This is a genomic window from Streptomyces sp. NPDC007905 (assembly GCF_042959345.1).
In the GTDB taxonomy this organism is placed as follows: domain Bacteria; phylum Actinomycetota; class Actinomycetes; order Streptomycetales; family Streptomycetaceae; genus Streptomyces.
On record NZ_JBIBKS010000011.1, the window covers coordinates 78,489 to 91,937 of the forward strand.

At 69.6% G+C, this 13,449-nt stretch carries 15 protein-coding genes and 1 pseudogene; 1 reads left to right on the forward strand and 15 read right to left on the reverse strand.

Annotation, left to right across the window (positions count from 1 at the left end):
- Position 1: 1 nt before the first annotated feature.
- From ACFZDC_RS20745 to ACFZDC_RS20805, 13 genes and pseudogenes are all read right to left on the reverse strand, one after another.
- The gene (locus tag ACFZDC_RS20745; RefSeq protein ID WP_391325784.1) at positions 2 to 397 is read right to left on the reverse strand and encodes a YraN family protein; all 396 of its coding nucleotides are present in this window, start codon (positions 395 to 397) and stop codon (positions 2 to 4) included.
- A gap of 85 nt (positions 398 to 482) precedes the next feature.
- Complete coding sequence (locus ACFZDC_RS20750) at positions 483 to 791, reverse strand: DUF2469 domain-containing protein (RefSeq protein WP_003993268.1); 309 nt, start codon at positions 789 to 791, stop codon at positions 483 to 485.
- Between the two features lie 56 nt (positions 792 to 847).
- Positions 848 to 1,372 carry an NUDIX domain-containing protein gene (locus ACFZDC_RS20755; RefSeq protein ID WP_391325786.1) on the reverse strand — a complete coding sequence of 175 codons (525 nt, stop codon included), beginning with the start codon at positions 1,370 to 1,372 and terminating at the stop codon, positions 848 to 850.
- The gene (gene lepB / locus ACFZDC_RS20760) at positions 1,362 to 2,144 is read right to left on the reverse strand and encodes a signal peptidase I (RefSeq protein ID WP_391325788.1); all 783 of its coding nucleotides are present in this window, start codon (positions 2,142 to 2,144) and stop codon (positions 1,362 to 1,364) included. Before lepB (ACFZDC_RS20760) ends, ACFZDC_RS20755 begins: the two co-directional genes overlap by 11 nt.
- A 65-nt stretch (positions 2,145 to 2,209) precedes the next feature.
- Positions 2,210 to 3,199 (reverse strand): signal peptidase I, encoded by a 990-nt coding sequence (gene lepB, locus ACFZDC_RS20765; protein ID WP_391325790.1) that lies wholly within the window; start codon positions 3,197 to 3,199, stop codon positions 2,210 to 2,212.
- Positions 3,090 to 4,178, reverse strand: a pseudogene (gene lepB / locus ACFZDC_RS20770) (signal peptidase I); the annotation flags it as partial. The gene lepB (ACFZDC_RS20765) and the pseudogene lepB (ACFZDC_RS20770), both read right to left, overlap by 110 nt.
- Positions 4,171 to 4,866 (reverse strand): signal peptidase I, encoded by a 696-nt coding sequence (lepB, locus tag ACFZDC_RS20775; protein WP_391325792.1) that lies wholly within the window; start codon positions 4,864 to 4,866, stop codon positions 4,171 to 4,173. The gene lepB (ACFZDC_RS20775) and the pseudogene lepB (ACFZDC_RS20770), both read right to left, overlap by 8 nt.
- A 45-nt stretch (positions 4,867 to 4,911) precedes the next feature.
- A complete protein-coding gene (gene rplS / locus ACFZDC_RS20780) occupies positions 4,912 to 5,262 on the reverse strand; it encodes a 50S ribosomal protein L19 (protein ID WP_225099275.1) in 351 nt (116 codons plus the stop codon).
- A 135-nt stretch (positions 5,263 to 5,397) separates the two neighbouring features.
- Positions 5,398 to 6,231: a tRNA (guanosine(37)-N1)-methyltransferase TrmD gene (gene trmD / locus ACFZDC_RS20785; RefSeq protein ID WP_391325794.1), complete on the reverse strand. Its 834-nt coding sequence runs from the start codon at positions 6,229 to 6,231 to the stop codon at positions 5,398 to 5,400.
- The gene (rimM, locus tag ACFZDC_RS20790) at positions 6,228 to 6,773 is read right to left on the reverse strand and encodes a ribosome maturation factor RimM (protein ID WP_391325796.1); all 546 of its coding nucleotides are present in this window, start codon (positions 6,771 to 6,773) and stop codon (positions 6,228 to 6,230) included. The genes trmD and rimM overlap by 4 nt, the downstream gene beginning before the upstream one ends.
- Before the next feature lie 82 nt (positions 6,774 to 6,855).
- Positions 6,856 to 7,095 carry an RNA-binding protein gene (locus ACFZDC_RS20795; protein ID WP_005479813.1) on the reverse strand — a complete coding sequence of 80 codons (240 nt, stop codon included), beginning with the start codon at positions 7,093 to 7,095 and terminating at the stop codon, positions 6,856 to 6,858.
- Positions 7,096 to 7,100: 5 nt separating this feature from the next.
- Positions 7,101 to 7,520, reverse strand: a complete 420-nt coding sequence (gene rpsP / locus ACFZDC_RS20800) for a 30S ribosomal protein S16 (RefSeq protein ID WP_189956177.1) — start codon at positions 7,518 to 7,520, stop codon at positions 7,101 to 7,103.
- 286 nt (positions 7,521 to 7,806) lie between these two features.
- Positions 7,807 to 8,409, reverse strand: coding sequence for a hypothetical protein (locus ACFZDC_RS20805; RefSeq protein WP_391325798.1), 603 nt, complete (start codon positions 8,407 to 8,409; stop codon positions 7,807 to 7,809).
- A 499-nt stretch (positions 8,410 to 8,908) separates the two neighbouring features.
- On the opposite strand from ACFZDC_RS20805, the gene ACFZDC_RS20810 reads away from it, so the two are divergent.
- A complete protein-coding gene (locus ACFZDC_RS20810) occupies positions 8,909 to 9,769 on the forward strand; it encodes a class I SAM-dependent methyltransferase (RefSeq protein WP_391325800.1) in 861 nt (286 codons plus the stop codon).
- Between the two features lie 23 nt (positions 9,770 to 9,792).
- Here ACFZDC_RS20810 and ftsH read toward each other — a convergent pair whose 3' ends face one another.
- On the reverse strand, positions 9,793 to 11,733 hold the full coding sequence (gene ftsH / locus ACFZDC_RS20815; RefSeq protein WP_391325801.1) for an ATP-dependent zinc metalloprotease FtsH: 1,941 nt from the start codon (positions 11,731 to 11,733) through the stop codon (positions 9,793 to 9,795).
- Positions 11,734 to 11,832: 99 nt separating this feature from the next.
- Positions 11,833 to 13,383, reverse strand: coding sequence for a signal recognition particle protein (ffh, locus tag ACFZDC_RS20820; RefSeq protein ID WP_391325802.1), 1,551 nt, complete (start codon positions 13,381 to 13,383; stop codon positions 11,833 to 11,835).
- Between the last annotated feature and the right edge of the window lie 66 nt (positions 13,384 to 13,449).

Here is a 13,449-nt window from a genome sequence, read left to right on the forward strand (position 1 = left end):
GTCAGGACACCCCCCGCGCGTGCTCGACGGACGGGGCGCCGCGGCGGGGCAGGAGGACGCCGATCAGGTCGATGCGGACGCCTCCCGGTGGGGCTCCTCCGTGGCTCTGGATCCAGCGTTCGGCGAGGACCAGCAGGCGTCGGGCCTTCCCGGGTGTCACTGCGGCCATCGGGTGCTGGAAAGCGCCGCCCCTGCGGGTCTTCACCTCGCAGACGACCAGCGTGTTCCCGTCCCGGGCCACGATGTCGATCTCGCCGGCCCGCCCGCAGCGCCAGTTGCGCTCCAGGATCGTCATACCGGCCGCGGCCAGGCGCCGCGCGGCCAGATCCTCGCCGTACCTGCCGAGTCCACTGCGTGCCTTGCTCATGTCGGCACCACCTCCGGCGCCAACCGTCACGCATCGCACCAGAAGAAGTGGATCTTGGTGAATTACTCGGAGGTTGTGGAAAAGCCCGCCACCCGAAAGGGGAAACAGCAGGTCGTCAGCCGCTCGGAAGCTCGAGGTCGCTCTTGTTCAGCTCCTCGATGTTCACGTCTTTGAACGTGAGGACGCGCACCTGCTTCACGAAACGGGCCGGCCGGTACATGTCCCAGACCCAGGCGTCGGCCATGGACACCTCGAAGAACACCTCGCCCTGGACCGAGTGCACCTGCATCTCGTAGTCGTTGGTGAGGTAGAAGCGCCGCTCGGTCTCGATCACGTATTTGAACAGACCGACGACATCTCGGTACTCCCGGTAGAGCTTCAGCTCCATCTCGGTCTCGTACTTCTCGAGGTCCTCGGCGCTCATGGCATGTTCCCCTTCAGCCGTGCGATCCCACCATTGTGCGCCAGTCCGACGAGCCCTCAGACGATTTCCGTGTCGAGGGTCACGGGCCTGGCCGGGGGACCTTCGTCGAGCAGCCTGCGCAGCAGCTCGGCGAGTCTGGTCGGATACACCGTCTCATGTGCCCGGGTCAGTTCCCGACACGTCCACCAGCGCGCTCCGGCGACACTGCGGCGCTCCAGCTCGGTCAGGCCCAGCGCCGCGGTGGTCGTCCGGGTCGTACGGGCCAGGTAGTACCACTCGTCCTGGTCCCAGCGGCGGCCCGCGAACGGGAAGGAGCACCGCCGGCGCCACAGCACGGGCCCGAGTTCGACGTCGGTGATGCCGGTCTCCTCGGCGAGTTCCCTGAGTGCGGCCTCTTCGCGCGTCTCGGTGCCCTCCAGACCGCCACCGGGGGTGAGCCACCAGTCGTCGGCCGGGTCGTCCGGCTCATGGCCGTGCAGCAGGAGGATGCGGTCCTGGGGGTCGAGCAGGACCACCCGGGCGACCCTGCGCAGACCGCCCTCGTGCGTGTCCTCGCCGGTCCGCGTGGTCTCAGCGGGCACCGGCGGGCTCCGCGCCGCTCCGGGCACGGGAGCGGCCCAGTCGCTTGGCGATCGGGCCGTAGGCGCCCCCGGCGAGGACCAGGACGGCACCGGCGACGATCAGGATTTTGATGGTCTTGATCGGGCCCGGCTGGGAGAGGGCACCCAGGGTCTGGAAGCCGGTGGGGCGCTTGAGCATGCCCTTCATGGGCCAGACGACGGTGTCGACACGGGCGGAGACGGCATCGCGGGACACGGTGCCGCGGGCGGCGTCGGTGAGGTGGGCGGTGGAGTCCAGGGAGCCCTGGCGCTCGTCACCGAGCAGGAAGAGCCGGCCCTTGGGGACGGTCACCGTCGGGAAGTTCTTGATCTCGGCCAGGCTGCCCTTGGGCAGATACGGCTCGTCGATCTGCTTGCCGTTGACGGTGAGTTTGCCGTCGGTGCAGCAGGAGACGGTGTCGCCGCCGACCGCGACGACGCGCTTGACCACGTTGGCGTTGGCGACCCAGTTCTTGTCGCGGAAGACGACCACGTCGCCGCGCTTCACGTCACCGCCGTCGACACGCTGGGCCAGCACCCGGTCGCCGATGTCGATCGTCGGGGTCATCGAGCTGGTGGGCACGGTGTACGGCCGGTAGACCAGCGCTCCCCAGCCGAACCCTCCGAGGAACAGCACCAGGCCCAGCGCCACGGCCAGCCCGGACAGCCGTTGCCCGACCCGGCTGCCGCCGGCCTGTGCCATGCCTGTGCTCCCGCTGCGCGGGGCCGTACGCGTCGTGCTCTCGCCACCCATGGACCCGCACCCTACCCGGCAGTACCGAGCAGGGGCAGCCCCTCTTTCGCAGCGCAGGCCACTGCTTACCGCTTCTTGGACTCCAGGCGGTCCGCCCGCCTGCGCCGCCACACCACCACCGGCAGGACGGCCGCCACCGCGACACCCTCCGGCGCCACCGACAGGGACGCCGCCGCGGAGGACTTGTGGTCCAGGCCCTGGTCGAAGGTGTCCGGGACCGGCAGGGTGCCCCACCGGTTGATCGGCCAGGCCTTGACGATGGCGCGTCCGACGACCTTGTCGACGGGGACCATGCCGTGGTTCTTGTCGGACTGGTTGTAGCGGGAGTCGCGGGAGTCCTGGCGGTGGTCGCCCATCACCCAGATGAAGCCCTTGGGAACCTTCACCTTGAACGTGCCGCCCTGGTCGTCCTGGCTGCACGGTGTGTTGCCGGGGTAGACGAACGGCTCGTTCAGCGCCTTGCCGTTGACCGTCAGCGGGCCGGTGTCCTTGCACTCGACCGTGTCGCCGCCGACGCCGACCACCCGCTTGATCAGGTCCTTCTCCTCGGCGGACGGCATCAGACCGATCCAGCTGAGGACCTTCTGCACGGCGTTCGGTTCGGGCGTCGGCTCGCCCCTCAGCCAGTTGTCCGGGTCGTGGAAGACGACGACCTCCCCGCGCTCGGGCTTGGAGCCGAACCACGGGGTGAGCTTGTCGACCAGGACGCGGTCACCCTGCTGGAGGGTGTTCTGCATCGAGTCCGACGGGATCGAGAACGCCTGCACCAGGAACGTCTTGATCAGCAGCGCCAGGACCAGCGCGATGCCGATCAGGATCGGCAGCTCCTTCCAGAAGGAGCGCGGCTTCTTCGGCCGGTGTACGCCCTCGTCCGTACCCTCGCCCTGCGTCCCGGGCTGTCGCTCCCCCTCCGGCGTGCCGCCGTCGGCCGCCGAGAAGTCGGAGTTCCCGGAAGTCACGGCGCCGTCCGGCGCGGGGACGTCCGCCTCCACGGGGTGCCCGCGGTGCTCCTCGCCGCCGTGTCCCGACCGTGCGCCAACCGCCACATCCCCCACGCCAACTCCTTACTCTCTGCCGCCGCCTGCCCCATCCACGGTGCAGGCCCACCACTCCCATAACGAGCGGGAGTTCCGCAGGGGTCGGGAGATGGGTCATTGCGTTCGGATCGTCGGAGGCAACCCTATGCGACAGCGGAGGGGCCGCGGTCGACCCCGACACGGAGTTGGCGACGCTTGCGAAGGTTTTAGGTTCATCGAGGCTGGTCCAGTGGCCGATGGGCCAGCCGATGACCATGGCGCGGCCGACCACGGAGCCCTCGGAGACCGTGCCGCCGTACGGGGTGTTCTGGTGGGCGCGGGAGTCCGCGGAGTTGTCCCGGTGGTCGCCCATCACCCACAGCCGTCCCTCGGGCACGGTGATGTCGAAGGGAGTGGAGGAGGGGGCGTTGCCGGGGTACAGGTAGTCCCCTTCGGTCAGCGGCGCGCCGTTGACGGTGACCCGGCCCTGCGTGTCACAGCACTTGACGTGGTCGCCGCCGACCCCGATCACCCGCTTGATCAGGTCCTTCTCGTTGTCGGAGGGCAGCAGGCCGATGAAGGTGAGGCCTTCCTTGACCTGCTTGACCACGATGGGGTCGTTCTTCTTGATCGTCTGCTCGTCGGCCAGCCAGCCACCCGGGTCGTGGAAGACGACGACGTCCCCGCGCTGCGGCTTGGAGCCGAACCACGGGGTGAACTTGTCGACCAGGACGCGGTCGCCGATCCGGATCGTCTGCTCCATGGAGCCCGACGGGATCACGAACGCCTGGACGAGGAAGGTCTTCAGGACCAGCGCTATGAGGACGGCGACACCGACCAGAAGAGGGATCTCCCGAACGGCTGAACGCCTGCGCTTGCGCTTCACCTTGCGCTGGAGCTGGCGCCGCTCCGCGCGCGTGCGGCCACCGCCCGGCGCGGAGGTGCGGCGGGTCCCGGTGGGCAGCAGGTTGTCGGCGGGCGTGGCGGGCACACCGCGCGGTTTGCCGCGGTTACCCATGCGCACCCTCCGCAACGGGCACGCGCGCGTACGCGGCCGGACGGTGCAGACGGGTGAGATGGTCGTACGGCCATACGATCCAGTCGGCCCGGCCGATGACCTCGCCGACGGGGACCATGCCGCCGCCGGGCGAGCCGAGGTGGTCGCGGGAGTCGCTGGAGTCGCTGCGGTGGTCCCCGAGGAGGAACAGGCGGCCCGCGGGCACGACGACGTCGAAGGGGACGGTGGACGGGGTGTCCCCGGGATGGAGGAACGCCGTCTCGTCGACCGGTCGGCCGTTCACCTCAAGCCTCCCCTCCTTGTCGCAGCACACCACATGGTCTCCCCCCACCCCCACAACGCGTTTGACGTAGTCGGCGTCCCCGAAATACCCGGTGCCGTCGAAGACAACCACGTCACCGCGGCGCGGTTGGGCACCGAAACGGTACGCCAACTTATTTACGAGGACGCGGTCGCCGACCCTCAATCCCTGTTCCATGGATCCGCTCGGAATCTGGAACGGTTGCACCACGAAAGCGTTGAGGAGCAGCAAAAACACCAGGCAGACGAAGAGGGTGAGGGTGATCCTGCCGCCCGGCAGCCACTCGGTGATCCGCGCCACCAACGCGGAACGCGACCGGCCCTCCGGCCCCGGAGTACCGGGATGGGAGGAGCGGTCGCGTTCCGTCGGCTGTGCTTCGGTGTCCATCGGAGCCAGATGCTATCCGGCTCCGCCGTGACCCCGGGAAAGCGCTCAGCTGTCGCGCTTCTCCTTGATCTTCGCGGCCTTGCCGCGCAGGTCACGGAGGTAGTACAGCTTGGCGCGACGCACGTCACCGCGGGTGACGAGCTCGATCTTCTCGACGATCGGGGTGTGCACCGGGAAGGTGCGCTCGACGCCGACGGAGAACGAGACCTTGCGGACCGTGAAGGTCTCGCGGACACCGGAACCCTGGCGGCGGATCACAACGCCCTTGAACTGCTGCACACGGGAGCGGTTGCCCTCGATGACGCGCACGTGGACGTTGACGGTGTCACCCGGGCGGAAGGCCGGGACGTCGCTGCGCAGCGACGCGGCGTCGACGGAGTCGAGCAGGTGAGACATTTCGTCTGCTTTCTTCGCTGATGCCACAGGTCATCAACGGAAACTAGGTGTACAAGAGGGGTGCCGTGCGGGTCGGGACGGGCGTCGTGTCCCCCTGTGGCAGGGGCGCACGCCGGACGGGCGCACAACAGCGGTCTATTCTTCCACGTCACCGGTCCTGCGCCAAAATCGGCCGTACGGCTCACCCTCCGGGTCCGGTGCCCAGCCCAGGATGGAGAGCATCTCGCGGTCCTTCTTGTCGAAGGCCTTGGGGTCGCAGCGCTCGATGAGGTCGGGCCGGTTGCGGGTCGTGCGCCTGAGGGCCTCGTCGCGGCGCCAGCGGGCGATCCTGCCGTGGTGGCCGCTGAGCAGCACGTCCGGGATGTCCCGGCCACGCCAGACGGGCGGCTTGGTGTAGACGGGGCCTTCCAGGAGGCCGGCCATCGCGCCGGGCGCGAAGGAGTCGTCCCGGTGGGACTCGGCGTTGCCGAGGACCCCGGGCAGCAGCCGGGCCACGGCCTCGGTGACGACCAGTACGGCGGCCTCGCCGCCGGCGAGCACGTAGTCGCCGATGGAGACCTCGTAGACGGGCATCCGGGTCGCGTACTCGTCCATGACGCGCCGGTCGATGCCCTCGTAGCGGGCCGGGGTGAAGATCAGCCAAGGGCGCTCGGAGAGCTCCACGGCCAGTTCCTGGGTGAAGGGGCGGCCGCTCGGGGTGGGGACGATCAGCGCGGGAGCCTGAGCGCCGCTCTCGTAGCCGTCGGCGAGGACCGTGTCCAGGGCGTCGCCCCAGGGCCCGGTCTTCATGACCATGCCGGGACCGCCGCCGTACGGCGTGTCGTCGACCGTGTTGTGCCGGTCGTACGTCCAGGTGCGCAGGTCGTGGACGTGGACGTTCAGCTGTCCACGCGCGCGTGCCTTGCCGACGAGGGAGACGTTCAGGGGCTCCAGGTACTCGGGGAAGATGGTGACGACGTCGAGCCTCATGCGCTGTCGTCCCTGGAGGAGGCGATCTCGGCGCGGTCGTCGATCAGGCCCGGCGGAGGCGCGATGACCGCCTTCTGCTCCTCCAGGTCGATCTCGGTGACGATCTCCTCCACGAAGGGGATCAGCACCTCGCTGCCGTCCGGGCGCTCCACGATGAAGAGGTCCTGGGAGGGCAGGTGCGAGATCTCGGTGATCCGGCCGACCTCCGTGCCGTCCTCGGTCACCACGTCGAGGTCGATGAGCTGGTGGTCGTAGTACTCGTCCTCGCCCTCGGGGAGTTCCTCGGGGTCGATCTCGGCGATCAGCAGGGTGTTGCGCAGGGCCTCGGCGGCGTTGCGGTCGCCGACGCCCTCGAAACGCAGGAGGAGGCGGCCGCTGTGGACGCGGCCGGTGGCGATGGTGAGGGGCCCGGCGGAGGCCGGGTCGGTGGCCAGGACGGCGCCCGGCGCGAGCCGCAGCTCCGGCTCGTCGGTGCGTACCTCCACGGTGACCTCGCCCTTGATGCCATGGGCACGGCCGATCCGCGCGACTACCAGCTGCACGTGTCCAAATCTCCTGTCGTACGACTACGGGCCGGGGACGGCCCAGTGGCCCTCCCCGGCCCGAGCCGGTTGCGATGAAGCGTCAGCGGACGTGGTCCACGTCGACGAGGTCGACACGGACACCGCGGCCGCCGATGGCGCCCACGACGGTACGCAGAGCACGGGCGGTACGGCCGTTGCGACCGATCACCTTGCCGAGGTCGTCGGGATGGACCCGGACCTCCAGCACGCGCCCGCGGCGCAGGTCGCGCGAGGCGACCTGCACATCGTCAGGGTTGTCGACGATGCCCTTCACGAGGTGCTCAAGCGCCTCTTCGAGCATGCTGCTCAGGCCTCGGTCGACTCGGACTCAGCCGCAGCCTCGTCCTTCTTCTCAGCCTTCTTCTTCTGGGTGATCGCCTCACCCTTGCCCTCGTCGTCACCGCCGAGAGCCTCGAACGACGGACGGGCCGACTTCGGCTCGGCGACGAGCAGCGGCGCGGGGGCCGGCTCACCCTTGAACTTCTGCCAGTCGCCGGTCTTCTTCAGGATGGCGAGGACAGGCTCGGTCGGCTGAGCGCCGACACCGAGCCAGTACGCCACGCGCTCGGCGTCCACCTCGATGACCGACGGGTTGTAGGTCGGGTGGTACTTGCCGATCTCCTCGATGGCCCGGCCGTCACGGCGGGTACGGGAGTCGGCGACGACGATGCGGTAGTGAGGCGAACGGATCTTGCCCAGACGCTTCAGCTTGATCTTGACTGCCACGGGAGTGGGTTCTCCTGGATTTGACGTGGTTGGGCACGGCGAGCTGCCGCGTGGGGTTGCGGTACCCGAGTGCCCGACGGACGCGTCAGCCGGAGGAGAGAGGGGTCCTGTGCGGCTGTCGAGTACAGCTAGCCATTGTGCCATACGCGGCGGGTCGCTTCTGGCCGAGGGGGCGTGAACCGCGCTTGGGCATGCCTGGGAGGCACCCGGCGTGGAGGTGAGGTACGTCGGGTGCGCGGGGCCCGGCGGGGGAAGCCGGGTACGGCTGCCACGAGCAGCCGTACCCCTAGCTCGCCGCCGCCCCCACGACCTCCGGGATGCGGAACGGCTTGCCGCAGCCGCCGCACACGATGGGGGCCTGGGCCAGGACCGACGGGACCACCCGGACGTTGCGGCCGCAGTCGCAGACCGCCTTGACACGGACTCCGCCGCCGGAGGATCCGTGGCGGGCGGCCGGGCCGCGGAACGTACGGGAGGTGTCGGCGGACGTGGCTGCGGTGTGGGCCTTCAAGGCACGCTGCAGCCGCTCGATCGTCGGACGGTAGCGTCGCTTCGCCTCGGGGTTGAGCGTGACCAGGGAGAAGCCGCTGCTGGGGTGCGGTTCCTCGGGGTGGTCCAGGCCCAGCTCCTCGGCGATGGCGAGGAAACGACGGTTGTGGTAGCGGCCGGCGCGGGAGGTGTCGCGGACTCCGCGGGCGGCGGCGATGCCGTGGACTGCCTCGTGGAGCAGTCGCTCGAAGGAGAGTTCGTGACCGCACGCGGACGACGACTCCCCGATCAGGGACTCTGGCGCGGCAAGGTCCGGCAGCTCGGGGTGGTACCGCTGAATGTCGGCCCACGCCTGCGCCAGCTCTGCGGCGAGAACAGGTGGTGTCTGTGTCGTGCTCACGTAATGACAACGAGCGGGGGTGCCGCTGTGTTCCTATTCCGGGGCATCCCAAATAATTTGCACGTACCCGTCAGTTGCCACTGATGCGTCCTGACGAGGGCGGGTGCGCTGATCTGCGGAGAAGTCTCACAGCTCATACCAAGCCGGTGCGTAGTCTGACGTACGACCCGGCATGTACGCCTCGTGTGGCTGGGAGCGATGGATGCGCAAGAGGCCTTTCGGTCGCTCTCGCGGAACGGGCCGCTGTCTCACTCAGCGTCCGCGACGACGGCGACGTTACCGCGCGCCTGCTCGGGCTCCGGCACCGGCTCGTCCCCCAGGTTGCGTGGATGTGAAATCTCGCCACAGACGCGCGCCGGCTCCAAGCGGGGTGCCACGACCCCTGGACGGCACCGCGAGCCGGGAGTTACCTGGCATACGTGGGTAGTGCGAGCGCACGGCACGGGGGCCACGCAATCGGGCACTGCGGCGAACTGTCGGCGGATTGGGGCGCTTACCTATGACACCTACGCTCGTGCGGGAACACCTGTCTCATGCGGGTTCCGTACCACCCCGCGTGAACCTGTGCGCACGCGCGCGTGACTGGTCGGAGATCCAGGAGCGGATGCTGGTGCCGCTCTACGAGGCCGTCTACGAGCGACTTGAAGTGGGCCCGGCCACAAGGCTGCTGGGCCTGCGCTGCGGCTCCGGGCTCGCCCTGCTGATGGCTCTCTCCAGAGGGGCCGCGGCCACCGGTGTCGACTCCTCCCCCGAACGGCTCGCCCTGGCGCGCGAGCGACTGCTGCCGGAGGTACCGCGCGGCACGCGCGCGCGTACGGGCGTGAAACTCGTCGAGGGGTTACCCGGGGACGCGGCCGACGCGGAGACGCCCGCGTACACCATGGTGACCGTCTTCGAGCCGATCGGCTGTCTGGCGGGCGACTCCGAGGGGCTCGGCGAACTGCTGGCGGCCGCGCTGCCGCTGGCCGGACGCGGCGCGGCCGTGGTGCTGGCCGGCTGGGGTCCGCCGGAGCGCTGCGCCACCTCCTCGGTGCTGCGGGTGGCGACGAAACCGGCCGATCCGCTGCGCGGCGCGGGCAGCTGGCGCCCCGCCCGCCGTGACGACCTGGAGGAGGTCGCCCATCGGGCCGGGCTGAAGCCGGACGGCTCGGGGCGGGTGGCCTGCCCGTTCGGGTACGCCGATGTGGACAGCGCCGCACGCGGTCTGCTGTCGACGGGCCTGTTCGACGCGGCGATCGCGGCGACCGACCCGAAGCAGGTGGACAAGGAGCTGACGGAGTCCCTGCATCCGCACCGGCGCGAGGACGGCACCGTGTGGATGCCGAACGTGTTCCGTTACCTGATCGCCCGCGTTCCCTAGGTCCAGGAGCGCGACGGCCGGGCTCAGGTTCCGTCGGCCTCCTTGCTCAGGCGGGTGATCCCGGCGATCCGGTATGCCTCCGCCTCCTCCAGCGTCTCGTTGTCCAGGAGCGCCTGGGCCAGCGCGTCGAGGCGGCCGCGGTGGTCGCGGAGTTTGCGGCAGGCCTCCTCGTAGCACTCGTCGACGATCCGGCGCATCTCGTGGTCGATCACGTCGAGGGTGTGCGGGGCGGCCGCGAGGCCGTACGCCTGCTGGGCGTCGCTCGGGAGGGCCGACAGGCGGCCGACGCGTTCGCTCATGCCCCAGCGGGCCACCATCCCGCGTGCGATGTTGGTGACCTGTTCGAGGTCGTTCTCCGCGCCTGTGGTGACGACTCCGTAGACGACGTCTTCCGCCGCCATCCCGCCCAGGGCGCCGATGATGCGGCCGCGCAGGTACTCCTCCGAGTGCGCGTACCGCTCCACCTCGGGCGTGGACATGGTCACCCCGAGCGCCCGGCCGCGCGGCACGATGGTGATCTTGCGGACGGGGTCGGCGCCGGGCTGCAGCATGCCGAGGAGGGCGTGGCCGCTCTCGTGGTACGCGGTGCGGCGGCGGTCCTCCTCGGGCATCACGAGGGTGCGTTCGGCGCCCAGCTGGACCTTCTCCAGCGCCTCGGACAGGTCGGCGGCGGTCACCTGCTGCTGTTTGCGCTTGACCGCCAGCAGAGCGGCCTCGTTGGCGAGATTGGCCAGATCCGCACCCGTCATGCCCGGGGTCACGCGTGCCATCCGGGGCAGGTCCACGTCGGGCGCGAGCGGGATCTCCCGGGTGTGGATCCGCAGGATCGCCTCGCGGCCACCGCGGTCCGGCGGGGCCACGTTGACCACCCGGTCGAAGCGGCCGGGCCGGGTCAGCGCCGGGTCCAGGACGTCCGCGCGGTTCGTCGCGGCGATGACGATCACGCCCTCCGAGCCCGAGAAGCCGTCCATCTCCGTGAGGATCTGGTTCAGCGTCTGCTCGCGCTCGTCGTGACCGCTCACCGAGGCGCCGCCGCCGCGGGCCCGTCCGATGGTGTCGATCTCGTCGATGAAGATGATCGACGGCGCCACCTTGCGGGCCTCGGCGAACAGTTCGCGGACGCGGGACGCGCCGACGCCGACGATCATCTCGATGAACTCGGACGCCGAGGCGGAGAAGAACGGCACACCGGCCTCACCGGCGACCGCTCGGGCCAGCAGGGTCTTGCCGGTGCCGGGCTGCCCCGCGAGAAGCACACCGCGGGGCAGCTTGGCGCCCATCCTGCGGTAGGCGTCGGGGTGTTCCAGGAAGTCGACGACGTCGTCCAGTTCGCCCTTGACCTCGTCGATTCCGGCCACGTCCGCGAAGGTCGTGCGCCCGGCACTCGGCAGCCCGACCGGCTTGGGCGGCGCCTTGCGGCCGAACATGCCGCCCGCGCCACCCAGGCCGGCGCCGATCCGGCGCGCGACGAAGACCCATACCGCGACCAGGAGCACGATCGGGACGAGGGAGATCAGCAGGTTGGACAGGAAGCTGCGCTGCTGCACCACCGGCCGTGCGGTCACCGTGACGCCGTGGCTGCTCAGGTTCTGCCACAGCTTGTCGTCCGCGAAGGCCGGGCGCTGGGTCTTGAACTTGGTGTACGTGCCACCGCCCTCGGGATCGGCGCGGGGGCTCTTGAGCTGGCCCTGGATCGCGTCACCCTTGGAGTAGATCTTGGCGACGTTGCCGTCACCGACCTCCCTGCTGAACTCCGTGTACGAGATCGTGGGCTCGTTTCCCTGGCCGAGGTAGTTCAGGCCGATGTAGGCCAGCAGGAAGACGATCACCGCGGTGACGAGCAGGCCCCACCATTTGCCGCCGCGCAGCCTCTGGCGCCCGGTCGGCCGCGCCGACTCGTCCGGGGTGCCCTCGGCGCGCCACGGCTGGTCAGGGGCCTTGCGTGGTGGCGCGGCATTGCTCATACCTGGACGCTACGGCACATGAAAGATCACGGCATGCGCTGAGGGCGCCCCCCTCGAACGGGGGGGGCGCCCTCGGTGACGCTCGGTGTGCGGGACGTGTCAGCCCATGAACTTCTTGAACTCGTCCGGCAGCTCGAAGTCCTGACCGCCCTGCTGCGGCAGCCCGAAGGCGCCTCCGCCCTGAGCGGCCGCCTCGCGGCGCTGGGCCTCCTCCAGCTCCTGCTGCTTGCGCTTCATCGGGTTGCCGGAGCGCTGCTTGCCCTTGGCCTTCTTCGGCTGCTTCTTGGTCCGGCCGGGGCCGCCGCCCATGCCCGGGATCCCCGGCATGCCGGGCATGCCGCCGCCCTGGGCCATGCGGGACATCATCTTGCGGGCTTCGAAGAACCGCTCGACCAGGTTCTTGACCGCGCTGACATCGACGCCGGAACCCTTGGCGATACGGGCGCGGCGGGAGCCGTTGATGATCGTCGGGTCCTGGCGCTCACCCGGGGTCATCGACTTGATGATCGCGGCGGTGCGGTCGACGTCCCGCTCGTCCAGGTTGTTGATCTGGTCCTTGATCTGGCCCATGCCCGGGAGCATGCCGAGCAGCTTGGAGATGGAGCCCATCTTCCTGACCTGCTCCATCTGGGCCAGGAAGTCGTCCAGGGTGAAGTCCTGGCCCTTCTTGGACGCCAGCTTCGAGGCCATCTTCTGGGCCTCTTCCTGGCTGAACGTCTTCTCCGCCTGCTCGATCAGGGTGAGCAGGTCACCCATGTCGAGGATGCGGGAGGCCATCCGGTCAGGGTGGAACGCGTCGAAGTCGTCGAGCTTCTCGCCGTTCGACGCGAACATGATCGGCTTGCCGGTGATCTGGCGGATCGAGAGGGCCGCACCACCGCGGGCGTCACCGTCGAGCTTGGAGAGGACCACACCGTCGAAGCCGACGCCGTCACGGAAGGCCTCGGCGGTGTTGACGGCGTCCTGACCGATCATCGCGTCGACGACGAACAGGATCTCGTCCGGGGAGACCGCGTCACGGATGTCCGCGGCCTGCTGCATCATCTCCTGGTCGATGCCGAGGCGGCCGGCGGTGTCCACGATCACGATGTCGTGGACCTTGGACTTCGCGAAGTCGATGGAGTCCTTGGCGACCTTGACCGGGTCGCCCACGCCGTTGCCCGGCTCCGGGGCGTAGACGGCGACACCGGCGCGCTCGGCGACGACGCTCAGCTGGTTGACGGCGTTCGGGCGCTGGAGGTCGGCGGCGACCAGCAGCGGCGAGTGGCCCTGGTCCTTCAGCCACTTGCCGAGCTTGCCCGCGAGGGTGGTCTTACCGGCACCCTGCAGACCCGCGAGCATGATCACGGTGGGGGGCTGCTTGGCGAAGCGCAGGCGCCGGGTCTCGCCACCGAGGATGGTGACCAGTTCCTCGTTGACGATCTTCAGGACCTGCTGGGCCGGGTTCAGCGCCTTGGAGACCTCGGCGCCGAGCGCGCGCTCCTTCAGGTTCTTGACGAAGGAGCGGACGACGGGCAGCGCCACGTCCGCTTCGAGGAGCGCGATGCGGATCTCACGTGCGGTGGCGTCGACGTCCGCCTCGGAGAGCCGTCCCTTGCCGCGCAGGTTCTTGAAAGTCGCTGACAGGCGATCGGAGAGAGTGTCGAACACGGCGCTCGCGGTCCTCGGGGTCGGGGATGGCTTCTGGGAATCGCCCTCCAGGGTATCCCGGCGGTG